Origin of the sequence: Microbacterium sp. ZW T5_45 (assembly GCF_044987415.1) — a bacterium.
Lineage (GTDB): Bacteria > Actinomycetota > Actinomycetes > Actinomycetales > Microbacteriaceae > Microbacterium.
Genome location: NZ_JBJDRJ010000004.1, coordinates 12742 through 28373 on the forward strand (window position 1 = coordinate 12742; position 15632 = coordinate 28373).

Sequence of the window (15632 nt, forward strand, 5' to 3'; positions counted from 1 at the left end):
CGGTCAGAGGGGGGTGACGAGGAAGCTGTTGATGACGCGGGCGCTGTCTTCGGCGATGTCGACGTCGAGGTCGTTCAGCCAGAGCAGCTGCAGGCCCTCCACCGCCGCCATGCTGGTCAGCGCTGCACGGCGCGGGTCCACACCGTCGCGCAGACCGCCGGTTGCGCCGACCTCGGCGAATGCCGCCGTCACCGCGGCAGCGATCCGTTCGAATCGTTCGGTGAAGTACGGGCGGATCGGATGGTCGGGCGCGGTGGCCTCGGCGGCGAGGATCGCGTACAGCTGCACGACGCCGCGCTGGAGACGCTGCGACCGAGAGATGTCGACCAGTGCTGCGAGGAACTCCCGACCCGTCTTCTCGTCGAGGAGCAGCTCGGCCTGGCTATCCCGTCGCTCGAGCACGGCGCGCAGCAGTTCGGTCTTCCCGCCGGCGAAGTGATGCAGCACCCCGGTCTGGGTGATCCCCACGACGCGGGCGATCTCGTTGACCGAACTGGCCGAATAGCCGTTCTGAGAGAACACCGCGAACGCGGCATCGAGGATCTGCTCGCGCCGCTGTGCGCTCTTGCGGTACTCGCCGCGGGGACCTGCCATGACAGCACCGTATCAGCAGAAACGTGAAAACATTGAATGCTTCATGTTTTCGTGTTAGCGTCCTCGCAGCCCTCGTTCCGAGGCGCACCCGAAGAATCCCTCCGGCCGCTCCGCAGCGGTCCGCACGGCAAGGAAGCCACCATGACACTCCCCGATTCCGCGGCGCCGACGCCGCCCCTCACCACGGATGCCGTGGTCGAGCCGACCCCGACCGAACTGTTCCGCCAGACGATCCACCTGCCGCGCGGATTCGTGTTCTTCCTGGTCCTCGCCATGGTCGGAGCGGGGGCGGCGCAGATGTCCGCCGCGCTCCTGACGCTCACGCTCAAAGCCACCGAACTCGATGCGGGCGCGGCGACGACCATCATCTCGATCTCCAGCGGCGTCGCCGGCATCCTCACCCTCATCGCGCTGCCGGTCATCGGCACTCTGAGCGACCGCTCGCGCTCCCGCCTCGGCCGTCGTCGGCCGTATCTGGTGTTCGGCGCCATCGCCTTCGCGGCGGGTGCCGTCGCACTGATCGCCGCCCCGAACATCCCGGTGTTCGTGCTCGCGCACCTGCTGATCACCACCGGCTTCGTCACGGCGAACGTCACCGTCACCGCTCTGCTCACCGACCAGCTGCCGGCCGATCGCCGCGGTGTCGCGATCGCACTGCTGAGCATGGGAACGCCGGTGGGCGCATTGTTCGGCATGGCTGTCGCGGTGCCCTTCGGCGACGCGCTTGTGCCCCTGGTCGGCATCCCCACCGCACTCGCCGTCGTCGGGATGCTCCTGCTCGCCGCCGTCGTCCGCGACCCGAAATGGGACTTCCCGCTGCCGTCCTTCGACCTGCGCCGAGCGCTGGGCGTCTTCTGGGTCAATCCGCTGAAGCATTCCGCCTTCGCATGGGTCTTCACCAGCCGGATGCTCGTGTTCTCGGGAGTCGCCGCGCTCAACGGCTACCAGGCCATCTACATGCTCCAGCGTCTGCATCTGGAACCCGCCGGCCTCGGTACCGCGATCCTCCTCACGGTCGTCGTCAACGCGGGCATCACCCTGCTCGTGGCCCCCGCGATCGGCAAGCTCAGTGACCGTCTCGGCATCCGCAAGCCGTTCATCCTCGTCGCCGCGCTGATCCTCGCGGCCGGCCTTGTGCTCGCATCCGTCGCCCCCGACTTCGGCAGCTACCTGATCGCGTGCACGATCGTCGGTCTCGGACAGGGTGTCTACTTCGCCGTCGAGATGGTGCTCGCCACCCAGGTGCTGCCCGATCCCGACAACCCCGCCAAGGACATCGGCATCCTGAAGATCGCCGACAACCTGCCGGTCACGATCGTCGCTGCGGCGGCGCCCGCGCTGCTCGCGATCGGCGGCGGAGGCAACTTCTCCGCGCTGTTCATCGCCGGCGCGATTGCCGCGGTGATCGGCGGTCTCGTGATCACCTTCGTGCGCGGCGCGCGCTGACCACCGTCGGGGCTCCTGCCGCCTGGCCGGAGCCCCGACGTCTCCCAGAAAGAAAGACAACATGACCTCCTTCCCCGAATCCTTCCTCTGGGGCGTCGCCACAGCCGGCCACCAGAACGAGGGCGCGAACGTCGACAGCGACATCTGGTTCCTCGAGCACGTCGAGCCCTCGCTCTTCCGCGAGCGCTCCGGAGACGCCTGCCAGGCATACGAGCGCTACGAAGACGACCTCGACATCGTCGCGGGCCTCGGGTTGAACGCCTACCGCTTCTCGGTCGAGTGGGCACGGATCGAGCCGCGCCGCGGCGAGATCTCCGAGGACGCTCTCGACCACTACGAGAAGGTGATCGATGCGGCTGTCGCCCGGGGGCTCGCTCCGGTCGTCACGTTCAACCACTTCGCCGCACCTAGTTGGTTCTCTGCGGCGGGATCCTGGCTCGCCGATGACGCGGCGGATCTCTTCGCGCTGCAGGTCGGCAGGGTCATGGACCGCTTCGGCGACCGGATCGCCGCGGCGGTGACCATCAACGAGCCCAACCTGGAGCAGCTGTTGCAGGCCGGGGGGAAGCTGCCCCCGATTGCGGAGCAGATCAAGAAGGAGATGCTCGCGGCCGCCGCACAGAAGTCCGGCACTGAGCACTACTTCGCTTCGAATGTGATCCCCGCCGACAGGCAGCACGCGTTCCAAGCTGCGTTCACCGTGGCGCACCGCGCTGCCAAGGCCGCGATCAAGAGTCGTCGTCCGGAGCTGCCTGTCGGAATCTCGATCGCGATCGCCGACGAGGTCGCGCTGCCCGGCGGCGAGGCGCATCGTGATGCTCGCCGAGCCGCCGTGTACGACCACTGGCTCGACGTCGCTCGCGACGACGACTTCATCGGTGTGCAGAACTACGAGCAGTTCGTCTATGACGCTGACGGTGAGGTGGCACCCGCCGGAGCCCTCAACGGTATGGGCACGGCGATCGAACCGGGCGCACTCGCCGGAGCGGTGCGGTACGCGCACGAGCGCTCCGGTGTGCCCGTGCTCGTCACGGAGCACGGCCTGCAGTCCGATGACGACGCTCAGCGGGAGGCGTTCATCCCCGCGGCCCTGGCCGGTCTGCAGCAGGAGATCGCCGCGGGTACTCCGGTGCTCGGCTACTGCCACTGGACTCTGATGGACAACTTCGAGTGGATCTTCGGCTACGGTCCCAAGCTCGGGTTGGTCGCCGTCGATCGCGAGACCTTCGAGCGGACGCCCAAGCCGAGCGCGGCGGCCTATGCGTCGTTCGTGGAGTCCGCGCGCTCCTGAGGCTCGATCCCGCCGCGCGCGAGCGACGACAGCTCGCGCGCGGCGTCGCGGAACGCGTCGACGAGCGGATGCCGCGACGCGACGAGCGTGCACACCGAGATGGTCACCGGCTCGATGTCGCTGATCGGGACGTAGGCGAGATCGTCCCTCCGGTGATGGTGCGCGACCGATGCCCCGGCGATGTTCACGCCGGCGCCTGCGGCTACGAGGTCCAAGAGCCCGTCGAGGCTGTCCGCCGTCGTTCCGAGCCGCGGCCGGCTCCCGTCCGGTCGCGGGTCGACGACCCACCAGTCGATGACGTCCGACGGCCCGTTCGAGGCGACGACGAAGACCTCGTCCGAGGTCTCTCCGATCGACACCGACTCGCGACCTGCGAGGCGGTGACCCGCGGGGACGACGAGAACGCGCGGTTCACGCATCAGCGCCTCGGCTCGCACCCCGGCTGTGCTGCGCAGGGGCGACGGTGCGATGGCGACGTCCACGCCGCCGGACTCCAGTTCGTCTCGCACATCGAAGAAGCCGAGTCGACGCATCTCGATGCGAGCGGTCGGATGCCGTTCCAGAACACGCGCGATGATCTCGGCGGTCGATGAACCGGCGCCGGCGGCGATCACCCCGACGCGGAGGACGGGCGTCCTCCTCTCCTCGTCCTTCGAGGCGGCCCAGGCGATGATCTGTCGATGATCGTCCCGCATCCGCTCTGCAAGAGGGAGGAACTCACGCCCCAGGTCCGTCAGGGCGACATGCTGCGAGGTCCGCTCGAACAGCGCGCCGCCGAGCTGCGACTCCAGTCGTCGGATCTGCTGGCTGAGCGAGGGTGGCGTGATGCTCAGCCGTTCAGCCGAGCGGCCGAAGTGGAGCTCTTCGGCGACCACGCAGAAGTAGCGGATCGCGTGCAGGGACACGTCGTACATGGGACCATCCTCCGCCCTCGGACGTCTGTTCGCTGTGTCACCGGACGTGAGCGTCGAGGAAATCGAGCGCGCGCGGCAGCACCGAGGAGAGGTCGCTCAGCCCGCGCCAGAGGTGGCCCGCGCGCGGCACGAGCTGGAGTTCGGCGTGTGCACCGGCATCCGTCAGCGCCTGCGCCAGCACCTCGCTGTGCACGGGAGGGACGAGGTCGTCGGCGGTGCCGTGCGCGAGCAGGAAGGGCGGTGCATCCGGTCGGGCGGCGAAGCGCGGACTCGCGGCGCGCACCAGGGCGTCGGAGTACGCGCCGGATCCACCGAGGAGCGACTGCTCGCGTGTCGGTCCACCGCGCTCGTCGGCATCCGCCAGCAGCAGCGCGAGATCGCTCGGTCCGTACCAGTCGACCACCGCCCGCACCGACGATCCGGGACGCAGGGCGGCGAGGGCCGCGAGATGTCCGCCGGCGGACTCGCCCCACAGCGCGATGCGTTCGGCGTCGAGTCCGTAGCCCGCGGCTCCGTCGTCGCGGACCCAGTCGATCGCGGCGACGACATCGTCGAGCGGGGCGGGGAACGCCGCCTCGCCGCTCAGCCGATAGTCGATCGACAGCACCGCCCGACCGCGGGCCATGACGGCGCCGAAGGTCTCCTCCTCGGAGAAGCCGGGGCAGAAGATGCGGCGACTGCCGCGCAGCCATCCGCCGCCGTGCACGAAGACGACGACGGGCGACGGCCGCCCGCGGTCGGACGGCAGGTGGAGGTCGGCCGTGAGCGGGCGGAACCCGTCGTGCCGGACGAACTCGATGTCGCGGAGGATCTCGCCCACGATCAGTCGAACAGTTCGTAGCCGTCGACGAAGTTGACGTCGTGCTCTGCACCCTGGGCCTGGAAGAACTCGGGGGAGGGGATGTGGAAAGCATCCGGCGTCGGGATGCCGGCGACATCGGTCGGCCGGGCGACGGCACGGAAGAAGTCGCTGAATCCGGCGCTCGTGATGCCGAAGATCTTGCCGGTCTGCTCGATCCGGTACGAGTGGATGGCGTTCTTGGGCACGTAGCCGAAGCCGCCGGCCTCGATGATGCGCGTCTCGCGGAAGCCCTGCTGGTCGTCGACCCAGAGGCGGATCGCTCCCTCGAGCACGAAGAACGTCTCATGGGTGAGCGCGTGGAAGTGCGGGGGAACCGGGCGGCCGGGGCGGCCCTCGGTCAGGAAGGCGTCGAACTGCCCCTCGGTCTGCGGCGACGTCGTCAGCAGGGTGAAGAGCTGGTCGAACAGCACGAGCTTGTCGCCCTCGCCGTCGGCGAGGAAGTAGGGGAGGGGCCCGGCCGGGAGTGCGGTCGCGGCGGTGTTCTGATCGGTCATGGGAGCCTCCTCGTTGCGGCGGTCGTGCGTCGAAGTCCCCATACTGACCCGGCGACGGCATCGACGGCCAGGTGGATCGGGTGAACGTTCATGAGGCAGAACCTCATGAAGTCGCCCGCGTGCCAGTTCCGGCCGTGACAGCATGGTCGTCGTGTCAGAGACGCCCGCGACGAATGACGAGCCCACGATCGTGGGGCCGCATGTGCCCTCGATCCATGTGCGGGCAGCTCTCACCTGGCTCGCGATCTTCCCGCTGGTCGGACTCGGGATGTTCGTTCTCGAGGGGCTCGCCCACGGCTGGCCTCCGCTGCTGAGGGCGTTCGTGCTCACGCTCGTCGTGGTGCCGCTCTCGGTCTACGTCGTCGTGCCGGCGCTCCTCCGCCTGTACGGTGCGATCCACAGGGCGGTGCGGGCGGGGCGCCGTCGGGACTGACCGATCGGGACTGCCGATCAGTCGGTCGTCTCGACTCCCGCGTCCCATCGGGGGAACGGGTCCGCGAATCGCGCCCACTCCCGGAGCCCCGCGGTGAACTCCGCGTCCGAGAGCGTCGCCCTGTCCAGAGCAGTCGTGAGCGCATCGGCATCCAGGTCGATGCCGATGAATCCGATGTCCTGTCCGAGCGCGAGCAGTTCGGACTGTCCCTGTTCGTCGCGGGTGAGAGGTTCGAGCGAGATCATCTGCCCGACCTGATCCCAGCTGCCGACGACCCCCGGCCGGCTCGCGAGACGGCAGAACCCGGCCGAACGCAGGACCGCTCCGAACGCTCCGCCGCCGAAGCTCGTCTCGAGCAGCTCGTGCAACCGCACCGGGTGGAAAGGGCGCATCTGTTCGTAGCGGAACGCGCTGACACGGAGGTCGGTCATGTGCGGTCGGTGGTCGCCGTTGAGAAGGTGCACCCAGCCGGGCTGATGTCGCCGCATGGAGAACGGTGCGGGTGGAGCGTCATCGACCTCGCGCTCGAGCCGGAGCCGCGCAGCGGGCGCGAGGTGGCTCAGGACCGCGAGCAGCATGGACAGGTCGCGCGTCTCGACGTCGTCCCATTCCGCCACAAGGATCGTGCTGGCGTGCTCGACGCACTGCACGGTGCGCAGGGCGCGCGCCACGTACAGGATCGGATTCGTTCCCGCGACGGACACGTAGTCGTCGACCAGCAGGTCCGTGAAGAACGCGGAGGCGTCGATGACGCAGACCGTCTCGGTGATCGTGACGTCGGGCTCCGCCTCGAGCGTCCCGATCGCCGCGTCGATGGCGGCGCCGGCGGGCAGCTCGATGACCATGTGCGCGCCGGTCCGCGCCTCGATCGCGCGCTCGAGTGCAGCAGCGCTGTCGTCGTGACCCGACAGAGAGACGGGTGCGAAGCGGATGCCGTCGAGCCGGCGCGCGATCCGGTGCGCGCAGGCCGAGCGGCAGTGGGCATGGCTGCCGGTGACGACGGTGATCTCGGTGACGCTCATATGTCTCATTTCCGTTCGGGCGATTCTGCGCCTATTCTGAAAATGATAACCGTTCTCAATAGGAGATGATGAGATGAAGGTCCGAGCGTCGCTCAAGTCGTTGAAGAATCAGCCGGGGGCACAGGTCGTCCGACGTCGCGGTCGCGTCTTCGTGATCAACAGACTGAACCCGCGGTTCAAGGGCCGCCAGGGCTGACGGCGGCTTTCAGGATGCCGGACTCTGCGACTCTTCGGAGCCTCGGCATCCGGCATCCGGTGTGTGCTCGAGCCCCAGGTCGTCGTCGCCGTAGGTGCTCAGCACCTCGGCGATCACGACCCTGTACGAATCTATCCACCGCTCGCGGCGTCCCTTCGCGTCCCGGTGCGCGTCCATGCCGATCAACTGATGCAGGGCATCGAGGCTCTCCCAGTAGTAGACCTCCGAGTGCAATCCCGTGCGATCGTTGCCCCACTCCTCCTCACCGAGGAAGCCGGGGATCGCGCGAGCTCGCTCGGCGATCTCGTCGTTGCGCGTATGGAATTCGTCGTCGTAGCCGGTCGAGCGGAAGATGAATGTCGACGTGTACATCGTGGCCTCCCGATCGGATGCGCCCAGTATGACCGAGAAGCGACGACGTCTCCAGAGCGGGTTGGTGGCAGCGCCGCCTGCGTCAGCCTCCCGTCGACCGCCTGATCACGAGCTCCGGAGGGAAGACGGTCTGTCGAGGGATGCTGTCGGGATCCGCAGCCTCTTCGAGCAGGACCTTCAGCGCGGTCCGGCCGATCATGCGCGCGGGCTGGCGGATCGACGACAGGGGAACGACCGCCGCGGCGGCGAAAGAGATGTCGTCGAAGCCGATGAGGGCGATGTCGTCGGGCACCAGCATCCGTCCATCCGCGCTGAGCGACTGCAGCAGGCCGAGCGCGAGCATGTCGTTGGCGGCGAAGATCGCGTCGGGCCATTCCCTCCGCGGACGCGACAGGATGCGGGCGCCGGCGGCGGCGCCCTCTTCCACTGACAAGGCCGATGTCGCGACGACCTCGAGGTCGACCGGGACGGCCGCGTTCTCGGCCGCCGAGCGAGCGCCGGCGAGTCGATCGGTGACGAGGCGGATGTCGAACGGCCCGCCCACGAAGGCGATGCGTCGGCGCCCGATCTCGATCAGGTGCTCGACGGCGAGTCGTCCGCCCGCGACGCTGTCGACCGACACCGAGGAGAACCCGCTGTCGGCGCTGAACCGGTCGACGAGCACCGCGGCGATGCCGCTCGCCTTGAGACGGCGCAGCTGGCTGATCACGTCGCCGTAGGGGATCACGAGGAGGCCGCGCACCTGCTGCTCGTGGAACAGATCGAGGTACATCTTCTCGCGCCGCGGATCCTCATCGGTGTTGCCGTAGAGGACCGCGATGCCGTGGCTCGACGCCTCGTCCTCGGCGCCGCGCACCAGCTCGTTGTAGAACGGGTTCTGGCCGTCGAGCACGATGAATCCGACGGTCGTGCTGACCCCTGCGCGGAGCTTGCGGGCGGCATCGTTGCGCACGTAGCCCAGTTCGTCGATCGCGCGGCTGACGCGCTCCACCGAATCGGCGGACACCTCATCCGGGCGGTTCAGGACGTTCGACACCGTGCCGACCGACACCCCGGCGCGCTGCGCGACATCGCGGATGCTGACGGGCACGGGTGATCCTCTCGTCATCGGGGGTCATGTCGTCATCGAGTCGGTCTCGATCCGGACCGAAGGGTGTTGACGTCCGGTCGTTGTCACCTACACTAGCGTGAACGAACCTGAATCGATTCATGTACAGTTCATTCCGTACGAATCCCACCTCGAAGGAGAGGACCCGCCCGTGGTCGACGAAGTATCCTCAGGCAGCGCGAACGGCGCCGCGCTGGAGCTGCATCGCGTCGTCAAGTCCTTCGGACCCGTCGTCGCGCTCCGCTCAGGAAGCCTGCAGCTGCAGCCGAACTCCATCCACGCCCTGATCGGCGAGAACGGTGCAGGCAAGTCCACGCTGGTCAAGATCATGGCGGGCCTCTACCGTCGCGACTCCGGTGACTTCCGTCTGCATGGCGAGACAGTGGACTTCACGAGCACCGCGCAGTCGAAGGCCGCAGGCATCGCCGTGATCTACCAGGAGCCGACGCTCTTCCCCGACCTCTCGGTCACCGAGAACATCTTCATGGGGCGCCAGCCCATCGGTCGGCTCGGACGCATCGATCGCAAGGCGATGCGCACCGAGGTCGAGCAGATCTTCCGCCGCCTCGGCGTCTCCCTCGATCCGGATCGCATCACCGACGGCCTCTCGATCGCCGACCAGCAGATCATCGAGATCGCCAAGGCCATCTCGCTCGACGCCAGCGTGCTCATCATGGACGAGCCGACCGCTGCACTCAGCGGCGTCGAGGTCGACCGCCTGTTCGCCGTCGCCCGCAGCCTGCGCGACGAGGGCAGGGCGATCCTGTTCATCTCGCACCGCTTCGACGAGGTCTTCGACCTCTGCGACACTGTCACAGTCATGCGCGACGGGGCATACATCGCAACAACGCCGATCGCCGAGACGACGGTCGACGACCTCGTGCGGCAGATGGTCGGTCGCGACGTCACCGAGCTGTTCCCCAAGCAGGAGGCCGCGATCGGCGAGCCGTTGCTCGAGGTGTCGGGACTCACCAGCCCTGGAGTGTTCCATGACATCTCCTTCACGGTCCGCTCCGGCGAGATCGTCGCGCTGGCGGGCCTCGTCGGTGCCGGACGCAGCGAGGTCGTGCGTGCCGTGTTCGGTGTCGACGCCTACCGTGAGGGGGAGGTGCGGATGCTCGGCGCGGCGGTTCCCCGCCGTAACCCGACGGCCGCGATGCGCGCCGGCCTCGCCCTCGTCCCCGAGGACCGCCGTCGCCAGGGTCTGGTGATCGACTCGGGAGTCGGGGGCAACATCACTCTCGCGATCCGTCAGCGGCTCGCGAAGTGGGGCCTCATCACGACCGGCATCGAGAACCGTGCCGCGAAGGAGTGGGCGTCGCGGCTCGAGGTCAAGACGCACGCGCTCGACACCGTCGCCGCGACCCTCTCCGGAGGCAACCAGCAGAAGGTCGTCCTGGCGAAGTGGCTGGCGACGCAGCCCAAGGTGCTCATCATCGACGAGCCGACGCGAGGGATCGACGTCGGAACGAAGTCCGAGGTGCACCGCTTGCTCTCGCAGCTTGCGGGGGAGGGCATGGGCATCGTCATGATCTCGTCCGAGCTGCCAGAGGTGCTCGGCATGGCCGACCGTGTGCTCGTGATGCGGGAGGGCCGGATCACCGCCGAGATCCCCCGATCTGAAGCCACCAGCGAGAACGTGATGTTCGCCGCGACCCATGCATCGGAGCAGCACGCATGACCGTGACCAGTACCGCGACGCCGTCCGTCGCGAAGAAGAAAGCCTTCGGCGGCGTCGGCCGTGCCCGAGAGTTCGGCATCCTGGCCGCGCTCGCGATCGTCGTGATCGCCGCGACGGTGAAGAACCCGAACTTCCTGTTCTCCGCTGACGGCTGGCGTGATCTGCTGCTCACGCCGTCGATCCTCGTGCTCGTCGCGGTGGGCCAGGCGATCGTCATCATCACTCGCAACGTCGACCTGTCGGTCGGCTCGGTCATGGGCCTCACCGCCTACCTCACCGGTCGTCTGTTCATCGATGTGCCCGGCATCCCGATCATCGTCGTGGTCGTCGCCGCAGTCGTGTTCGGCGGTCTGCTGGGTCTCGTGAACGGTGCCCTGGTCGCCTATGCGAAGGTGCCGGCGATGGTGATCACACTCGGAACGCTGTATGCCTATCGCGGCATCAACGTGCTGTGGACGGGGAGCGACCGGGTCAACGCCTCGGACATGCCGAAGGAGTTCCTCGGTCTCGGCACCCAGCAGGTGCTCTACATCCCGGTGCTCGCGATCGTCGCCGTCCTCGTCCTCGCGGCGGCGGCCTGGTACGTGCGCAACACCCGCGGCGGACGCGAGTACTACGCGATCGGCTCCGACCCCGCTGCCGCCGAACTCTACGGCCTCAAGGTCACTCGGCGCATCGTCACCGCATTCGTGCTCTCCGGTGCGCTGGCCGGTCTCGCCGGCGTCTTCTACGCCGCGCGGTACGGCTCGGTGTCGTCGCAGGCGGGATCCGGGTGGGAACTGGATGCCGTCGGCGCCGCGGTGATCGGCGGCATCGCGATCACAGGCGGCGTCGGCTCGGTCTGGGGCGCGGCCATCGGCGCGATGCTGCTGATGACCATCAACCGCGCGTTGCCGATCCTCGGCATCCCGGATTTCTGGCAGCGTGCCGTCGTCGGCGTGCTCATCATCGGCGCGATCGTGCTCGACCGCGTCCTGGCCGTGCGGCAGAAACGGCGGCTCATCGACGCGAGGGACGAATCATGACCACGGCGACCACAGCCACGACGCGGGTCATCCGCGACTACGACCGCCCCGCCTGGCGGAGGGTCCTGCTCACCCGCGAGTTCGCGATCATCGCGCTGCTCGTGCTCGTCGTGATCGTCGCTGCGGCGACCGTCAGGGGGTTCTCGCAGCCGATCACAGCGAACTACCTGCTGCTCGACGTGGCACCGATCCTGCTGATCGCCCTGCCGATGACTCTCGTCATGATCACCGGGGAGATCGATCTGTCGGTCGGGAGCATGGTCGGGCTGGCGAGCGTCGTCACCGGCGCGCTCGTCCAGGCAGGGGCACCGTTCGAGGTCGCGGCGGTCGCGGCACTGGTCGTCGGCGTGGTCGGGGGAGCGTTCAACGGCTTCCTGGTCACGGTCGTCGGGCTTCCGTCGCTCGCCGTGACCATCGGCACGCTCGCGCTCTACCGGGGTCTCGCCGTGGGACTGCTCGGCACCGCCGCCGTCACGGACTTCCCGGAGTTCTGGACGGCCCTCGCCAAGGCGAAGATCGCCGGCACGACGATCCCGTACATCGTCGTGCCGTTCCTCATCCTGCTCGCGATCTTCGTCGTGATCCTGCACTTCACGCCGTTCGGTCGCGGGGTGTTCGCGATCGGTCTCTCGAAGGACGCCGCGCGCTTCTCCGGCGTGAACGTCGAGCGGACGAAGTTCATCCTCTTCGTCCTGTCCGGAGCGGTCGCCGCGTTCGCCGGCATCTTCTACACGCTGCGCTTCGGCTCGGCGCGAGGCGACAACGCGACCGGCCTCGAACTGCAGGTGATCGCGGCGGTCGTGCTGGGAGGCGTGTCGGTGTTCGGAGGACGGGGTCACCTCCACGGAGTCGTGGCCGCGGTGCTTCTGATCGGCGTGCTCTCCAGCGCGCTGCGCGGCGCCGGGATCACCAGCGACGTCATCAACATCATCACGGGTGGGCTCCTCGTCTTCTCGGTCGTCGCGGCCAGTGTGCTCGCCTGGGCGCAGCGCCTCCGTGCGAAGGCCGGCCCGCCCCTCAGATCCGCAGCCTCTCCCGCACCATGAGGCAGCTCCTGCCGTCGGCATCCGCCAGCGGTGACTCTCGAAAGGAAAGAACAATGAAGTTTGCACGCAAGCGGGTGACGGCCTTCGCGGCTGTCGCCATGGCCGCGGCCCTGGTCCTCACCGGATGCGCCGACACCGGTAGCTCGTCGGGGTCCGGTGGCGGTTCCGAGGGCGGCTCCTCCGACAACCTGTCGATCACGTTCCTGCCGAAGAACCTCGGCAACCCGTACTTCGACACGTCGAGCAAGGGCGGAGAAGCTGCGGTCGAGGCTCTCGGCGGCACGTTCGCCGAGGTCGGTCCCGCCGAGGCGACGCCCGATGCTCAGGTCAGCTACATCAACACGGCCACGCAGCAGGGCGTCGGCGGTCTCGTCGTCTCGGCGAACGATCCGAAGGCGATCTGCGACGCGCTGAACGAGGCGCGCGACGCCGGTGTGAAGGTCGTCACCTTCGACTCCGACACGAACACCGACTGCCGTGACCTGTTCATCAACCAGGCCGACGCCGAGGGCATCGCCAAGGTGCAGGTCGACCTGATCGCCGAGCAGATCGGCGGCTCGGGCGAGATCGCGATCCTGTCTGCATCCGCGAACGCGACGAACCAGAACGCGTGGATCGAGCTCATGGAGGAGTACCTCGCGAGCGAGTACCCCGACATCACGCTCGTCGAGACCGTCTACGGCGATGACGACGACCAGACGTCGTTCGACAAGACGGCGGCGCTGCTGCAGACCCACCCGAACCTGAAGGGCATCATCTCGCCCACCACGGTCGGCATCGCCGCGGCGGCTCGCTACGTCTCGACCTCGGACTACAAGGGCAAGGTGTTCATCACCGGACTGGGCACCCCGAACCAGATGCGCGAGTACGTCGAGGACGGCACCGTCACGGCGTTCGCGCTGTGGAACCCTGAGGACCTCGGCTACCTCGCGGCCTACGCCGCGGCCGCTCTGATCCAGGGCGACATCACGGGTGAAGAGGGCGACACCTTCGAGGCCGGCGACCTCGGCGAGTACACGGTCGGTGCTGACGGCGTCGTGCTGCTGGGCGACCCGTTCGTGTTCGACGCCGACAACATCGGCGACTTCGACTTCTGAGTGGGATCCCTCACGAGGGGCGTCGGGGCGAAGGCCTCGGCGCCCCTCTTGTTCGTGCTGGGCTGGATGCCGTTCAGCCGGCGAACCAGGGAACGCGATCCTGCACGGGTGAGTCGCCGACATGCGGCCGGATCGCGATCGTGTACTCGTCGTCGTCGAGCTCAGACAACGTGACGAGGTAGCTTCCGGGCTCAAGAGGAAGACGTTGCCCATATGACGCGACCGGGCCTTCATCCGCGAACTGCGCAGCCATCGTCAGCTGGGTGTAGTCGGTCAGCCACAGTCCGCCCTCGCCGACATGAACGACACCGTTCACGTCGCGGACCGCCGCCTCCGGTGCATCAGCGACCACAGAGAGAGGCGAATCTGCGGCCTCGTCCCCGGCGTACGCCACGAACAGAGTACCCGCGTTCAACTGCTCGACGAACCGCGCCAGCAGATCCTCGAGGGCCCAGTCCTCGTCGACATACCCGCGGTAGTCATCGGGCGCGACAAGGCACACGAATCCGTCGCCATCGACCTCGTACTCGCTCATCTCCCCACCATACGACGGGCAGACGAACAGTCCTCGCTAGGCTCACATCCCATGACCCTCCCGATCCTCCCCGGCTTCTACCCGGACCCGTCGATCTGCCGTGTCGGCGAGACCTACTACCTCGCGAACTCGACGTTCGAGTACGTGCCGGGCGTGCCGATCCACCGCAGCGACGACCTCCTGTCGTGGGAGCTCATCGGGCATGCGCTGCCCGACGCCGAGGTCGTCAACGCCGAGCCAGGTAGCGGGGGAGCGAGCCAGGGGATCTTCGCGCCGACGCTGCGCCACCACGACGGGCTGTTCTTCCTGACCACGACGAGCATCCGCGATGTCGGTCGCGGACAGCTCATCGTCACGGCCACCGATCCGGCAGGGCCGTGGTCCGCGCCGGTCTACGTGCCCGACACCCCGGGCATCGACCCCGACCTGGCGTGGGCCGAGGACGGCACGTGTCTGCTCACCTGGCGCGGCTTCGCGCCCTCCGGCATCCATCAGGTCGCGATCGATCCGATCACGGGTGAGCGGCTCGGTGAGGAGACCATGCTCTGGGAAGGCACCGGACTCGCCGACACCGAAGGCCCGCATCTCTTCCGCCGAGGCGACTGGTGGTACCTCGTCGTCGCCGAGGGCGGCACGCACCTCGGGCACGGCGTCTCGATCGCGCGATCCCGTGACCCGCGCGGACCGTTCGATGCTCACCCGGCCAACCCCATCTTCAGCCATCGCAGCCTCGAGCACGACGTGCAGGCCACCGGTCACCCCGACCTCGTGGAACTCGCCGACGGCAGCTGGGCGATGGTCTACCTCGGCATCCGCCCCGCCGGCGCGTTCCCGCGCTTCCACGTCAACGGACGCGAGACCTTCCTCGCCGGCATCAGCTGGCAGGACGACTGGCCGGTCGTCGACGAGGACCGGTTCGATGTGCCGACGACCGCGACCGCCTTCGACGACCGCTTCGACGCGGATGCTCTGCACCCCCGGTGGATCGCTCCGTCGATCCCGCCGGCATCCGTCGCCACGCCAGGCGGCGCGCTCACCCCGAGTCGCACCCCGGATGAGACGGACGGACTCGCGGTGCTCGCGACCCGCGTCCGCGATCTCGCATGGAATGCGCGCGCCGCCTTCACCGGAGACGCGTGCCTCGGCATCCGCATCTCCGGCTCGCACTGGTACGGCGTCGAGAGCATCGGCGATGTCATCCGCGTCCGCGCGGTGGTCGGCCCGCTCGCACAGGTCGTCATCACGGCGTCGAGTGAAGACGGCGACGTGCTCGCCATCCGCTCTCGCCGCGAGGTCGTGCTGCACGACAACACCCGCGGTCCCGACGACGTCTTCCTCGGCGTCGAGCGGTCCGGTGCATTCGTCGAGCTCGCCGGCCTCGACGGCCGCTACATCTCGACCGAGGTGGCCGGAGGCTTCACGGGGCGGATGCTGACGGTCGAGGCACTCGCCGAGGGCGTCTCCGTCACCCGCGTCGGCTACGAGCCCGCACCCGCGAACGGATAAACTGGAACGT

17 protein-coding genes are annotated in these 15632 nt (G+C 68.2%); 9 read left to right on the forward strand and 8 right to left on the reverse strand.

The features are described 5' to 3' along the window. Window positions 1-3: 3 nt before the first annotated feature. The gene (locus ACI3KS_RS02685; RefSeq protein WP_404914932.1) at window positions 4-594 is read right to left on the reverse strand and encodes a TetR/AcrR family transcriptional regulator; all 591 of its coding nucleotides are present in this window, start codon (window positions 592-594) and stop codon (window positions 4-6) included. Between the two features lie 141 nt (window positions 595-735). Here ACI3KS_RS02685 and ACI3KS_RS02690 point away from each other — a divergent pair, with 141 nt between their 5' ends. Then, window positions 736-2040 (forward strand): MFS transporter, encoded by a 1305-nt coding sequence (locus ACI3KS_RS02690; RefSeq protein ID WP_404914934.1) that lies wholly within the window; start codon window positions 736-738, stop codon window positions 2038-2040. Between the two features lie 61 nt (window positions 2041-2101). Further along, entirely contained in the window at window positions 2102-3331 is a 1230-nt protein-coding gene (locus tag ACI3KS_RS02695; RefSeq protein ID WP_404914936.1) for a glycoside hydrolase family 1 protein, read from the forward strand. Here ACI3KS_RS02695 and ACI3KS_RS02700 read toward each other — a convergent pair. From ACI3KS_RS02700 to ACI3KS_RS02710, 3 genes are read right to left on the reverse strand one after another with little or no spacing between them, the layout of a single operon-like run. Next, a complete protein-coding gene (locus tag ACI3KS_RS02700) occupies window positions 3298-4245 on the reverse strand; it encodes a LysR family transcriptional regulator (protein ID WP_404914938.1) in 948 nt (315 codons plus the stop codon). The two genes, ACI3KS_RS02695 and ACI3KS_RS02700, sit on opposite strands and share 34 nt — an antisense overlap. A 37-nt stretch (window positions 4246-4282) precedes the next feature. Continuing rightward, window positions 4283-5065, reverse strand: a complete 783-nt coding sequence (locus tag ACI3KS_RS02705) for an alpha/beta hydrolase fold domain-containing protein (protein ID WP_404914940.1) — start codon at window positions 5063-5065, stop codon at window positions 4283-4285. 2 nt (window positions 5066-5067) lie between these two features. After that, window positions 5068-5601 carry a quercetin 2,3-dioxygenase gene (locus ACI3KS_RS02710; RefSeq protein ID WP_404914942.1) on the reverse strand — a complete coding sequence of 178 codons (534 nt, stop codon included), beginning with the start codon at window positions 5599-5601 and terminating at the stop codon, window positions 5068-5070. Window positions 5602-5743: 142 nt separating this feature from the next. Here ACI3KS_RS02710 and ACI3KS_RS02715 point away from each other — a divergent pair, with 142 nt between their 5' ends. Then, window positions 5744-6034 (forward strand): hypothetical protein, encoded by a 291-nt coding sequence (locus ACI3KS_RS02715; protein WP_404914944.1) that lies wholly within the window; start codon window positions 5744-5746, stop codon window positions 6032-6034. A 17-nt stretch (window positions 6035-6051) separates the two neighbouring features. Here the strand turns inward: ACI3KS_RS02715 and ACI3KS_RS02720 are convergent, their stop codons facing one another. Then, window positions 6052-7056 carry a GTP-binding protein gene (locus ACI3KS_RS02720; RefSeq protein WP_404914946.1) on the reverse strand — a complete coding sequence of 335 codons (1005 nt, stop codon included), beginning with the start codon at window positions 7054-7056 and terminating at the stop codon, window positions 6052-6054. A gap of 73 nt (window positions 7057-7129) precedes the next feature. On the opposite strand from ACI3KS_RS02720, the gene ykgO reads away from it, so the two are divergent. Next, on the forward strand, window positions 7130-7252 hold the full coding sequence (ykgO, locus tag ACI3KS_RS02725) for a type B 50S ribosomal protein L36 (protein WP_404914948.1): 123 nt from the start codon (window positions 7130-7132) through the stop codon (window positions 7250-7252). A 9-nt stretch (window positions 7253-7261) separates the two neighbouring features. Here ykgO and ACI3KS_RS02730 read toward each other — a convergent pair whose 3' ends face one another. After that, window positions 7262-7624 (reverse strand): antibiotic biosynthesis monooxygenase family protein, encoded by a 363-nt coding sequence (locus ACI3KS_RS02730; RefSeq protein WP_404914950.1) that lies wholly within the window; start codon window positions 7622-7624, stop codon window positions 7262-7264. Between the two features lie 82 nt (window positions 7625-7706). Next, entirely contained in the window at window positions 7707-8714 is a 1008-nt protein-coding gene (locus ACI3KS_RS02735) for a LacI family DNA-binding transcriptional regulator (RefSeq protein ID WP_404914952.1), read from the reverse strand. 169 nt (window positions 8715-8883) lie between these two features. Between ACI3KS_RS02735 and ACI3KS_RS02740 the strand changes: the two genes are divergently transcribed. From ACI3KS_RS02740 to rhaS, 4 genes are read left to right on the forward strand one after another with little or no spacing between them, the layout of a single operon-like run. After that, window positions 8884-10413 (forward strand): sugar ABC transporter ATP-binding protein, encoded by a 1530-nt coding sequence (locus tag ACI3KS_RS02740; RefSeq protein ID WP_404914954.1) that lies wholly within the window; start codon window positions 8884-8886, stop codon window positions 10411-10413. Next, complete coding sequence (locus ACI3KS_RS02745; RefSeq protein WP_404914956.1) at window positions 10410-11438, forward strand: ABC transporter permease; 1029 nt, start codon at window positions 10410-10412, stop codon at window positions 11436-11438. Before ACI3KS_RS02740 ends, ACI3KS_RS02745 begins: the two co-directional genes overlap by 4 nt. Beyond that, window positions 11435-12484 carry an ABC transporter permease gene (locus ACI3KS_RS02750; protein WP_404914958.1) on the forward strand — a complete coding sequence of 350 codons (1050 nt, stop codon included), beginning with the start codon at window positions 11435-11437 and terminating at the stop codon, window positions 12482-12484. The genes ACI3KS_RS02745 and ACI3KS_RS02750 overlap by 4 nt, the downstream gene beginning before the upstream one ends. 53 nt (window positions 12485-12537) lie before the next feature. Next, complete coding sequence (gene rhaS, locus ACI3KS_RS02755; protein WP_404914960.1) at window positions 12538-13581, forward strand: rhamnose ABC transporter substrate-binding protein; 1044 nt, start codon at window positions 12538-12540, stop codon at window positions 13579-13581. 73 nt (window positions 13582-13654) lie between these two features. On the opposite strand, the gene ACI3KS_RS02760 is transcribed toward rhaS, so the two are convergent. Further along, the gene (locus ACI3KS_RS02760; protein ID WP_404914962.1) at window positions 13655-14116 is read right to left on the reverse strand and encodes a hypothetical protein; all 462 of its coding nucleotides are present in this window, start codon (window positions 14114-14116) and stop codon (window positions 13655-13657) included. Between the two features lie 51 nt (window positions 14117-14167). On the opposite strand from ACI3KS_RS02760, the gene ACI3KS_RS02765 reads away from it, so the two are divergent. After that, complete coding sequence (locus ACI3KS_RS02765; RefSeq protein ID WP_404914964.1) at window positions 14168-15622, forward strand: family 43 glycosylhydrolase; 1455 nt, start codon at window positions 14168-14170, stop codon at window positions 15620-15622. Window positions 15623-15632 lie beyond the last annotated feature (10 nt).

Coding starts and splice junctions, on each gene's coding strand:
- ACI3KS_RS02685 (WP_404914932.1), bottom strand. CDS start 594: ATGGCAGGTCCCCGCGGCGAGTACCGCAAGAGCGCACAGCGGCGCGAG.
- ACI3KS_RS02690 (WP_404914934.1), top strand. CDS start 736: ATGACACTCCCCGATTCCGCGGCGCCGACGCCGCCCCTCACCACGGAT.
- ACI3KS_RS02695 (WP_404914936.1), top strand. CDS start 2,102: ATGACCTCCTTCCCCGAATCCTTCCTCTGGGGCGTCGCCACAGCCGGC.
- ACI3KS_RS02700 (WP_404914938.1), bottom strand. CDS start 4,245: ATGTACGACGTGTCCCTGCACGCGATCCGCTACTTCTGCGTGGTCGCC.
- ACI3KS_RS02710 (WP_404914942.1), bottom strand. CDS start 5,601: ATGACCGATCAGAACACCGCCGCGACCGCACTCCCGGCCGGGCCCCTC.
- ACI3KS_RS02715 (WP_404914944.1), top strand. CDS start 5,744: ATGGTCGTCGTGTCAGAGACGCCCGCGACGAATGACGAGCCCACGATC.
- ACI3KS_RS02720 (WP_404914946.1), bottom strand. CDS start 7,056: ATGAGCGTCACCGAGATCACCGTCGTCACCGGCAGCCATGCCCACTGC.
- ykgO (WP_404914948.1), top strand. CDS start 7,130: ATGAAGGTCCGAGCGTCGCTCAAGTCGTTGAAGAATCAGCCGGGGGCA.
- ACI3KS_RS02730 (WP_404914950.1), bottom strand. CDS start 7,624: ATGTACACGTCGACATTCATCTTCCGCTCGACCGGCTACGACGACGAA.
- ACI3KS_RS02745 (WP_404914956.1), top strand. CDS start 10,410: ATGACCGTGACCAGTACCGCGACGCCGTCCGTCGCGAAGAAGAAAGCC.
- ACI3KS_RS02750 (WP_404914958.1), top strand. CDS start 11,435: ATGACCACGGCGACCACAGCCACGACGCGGGTCATCCGCGACTACGAC.
- rhaS (WP_404914960.1), top strand. CDS start 12,538: ATGAAGTTTGCACGCAAGCGGGTGACGGCCTTCGCGGCTGTCGCCATG.
- ACI3KS_RS02760 (WP_404914962.1), bottom strand. CDS start 14,116: ATGAGCGAGTACGAGGTCGATGGCGACGGATTCGTGTGCCTTGTCGCG.
- ACI3KS_RS02765 (WP_404914964.1), top strand. CDS start 14,168: ATGACCCTCCCGATCCTCCCCGGCTTCTACCCGGACCCGTCGATCTGC.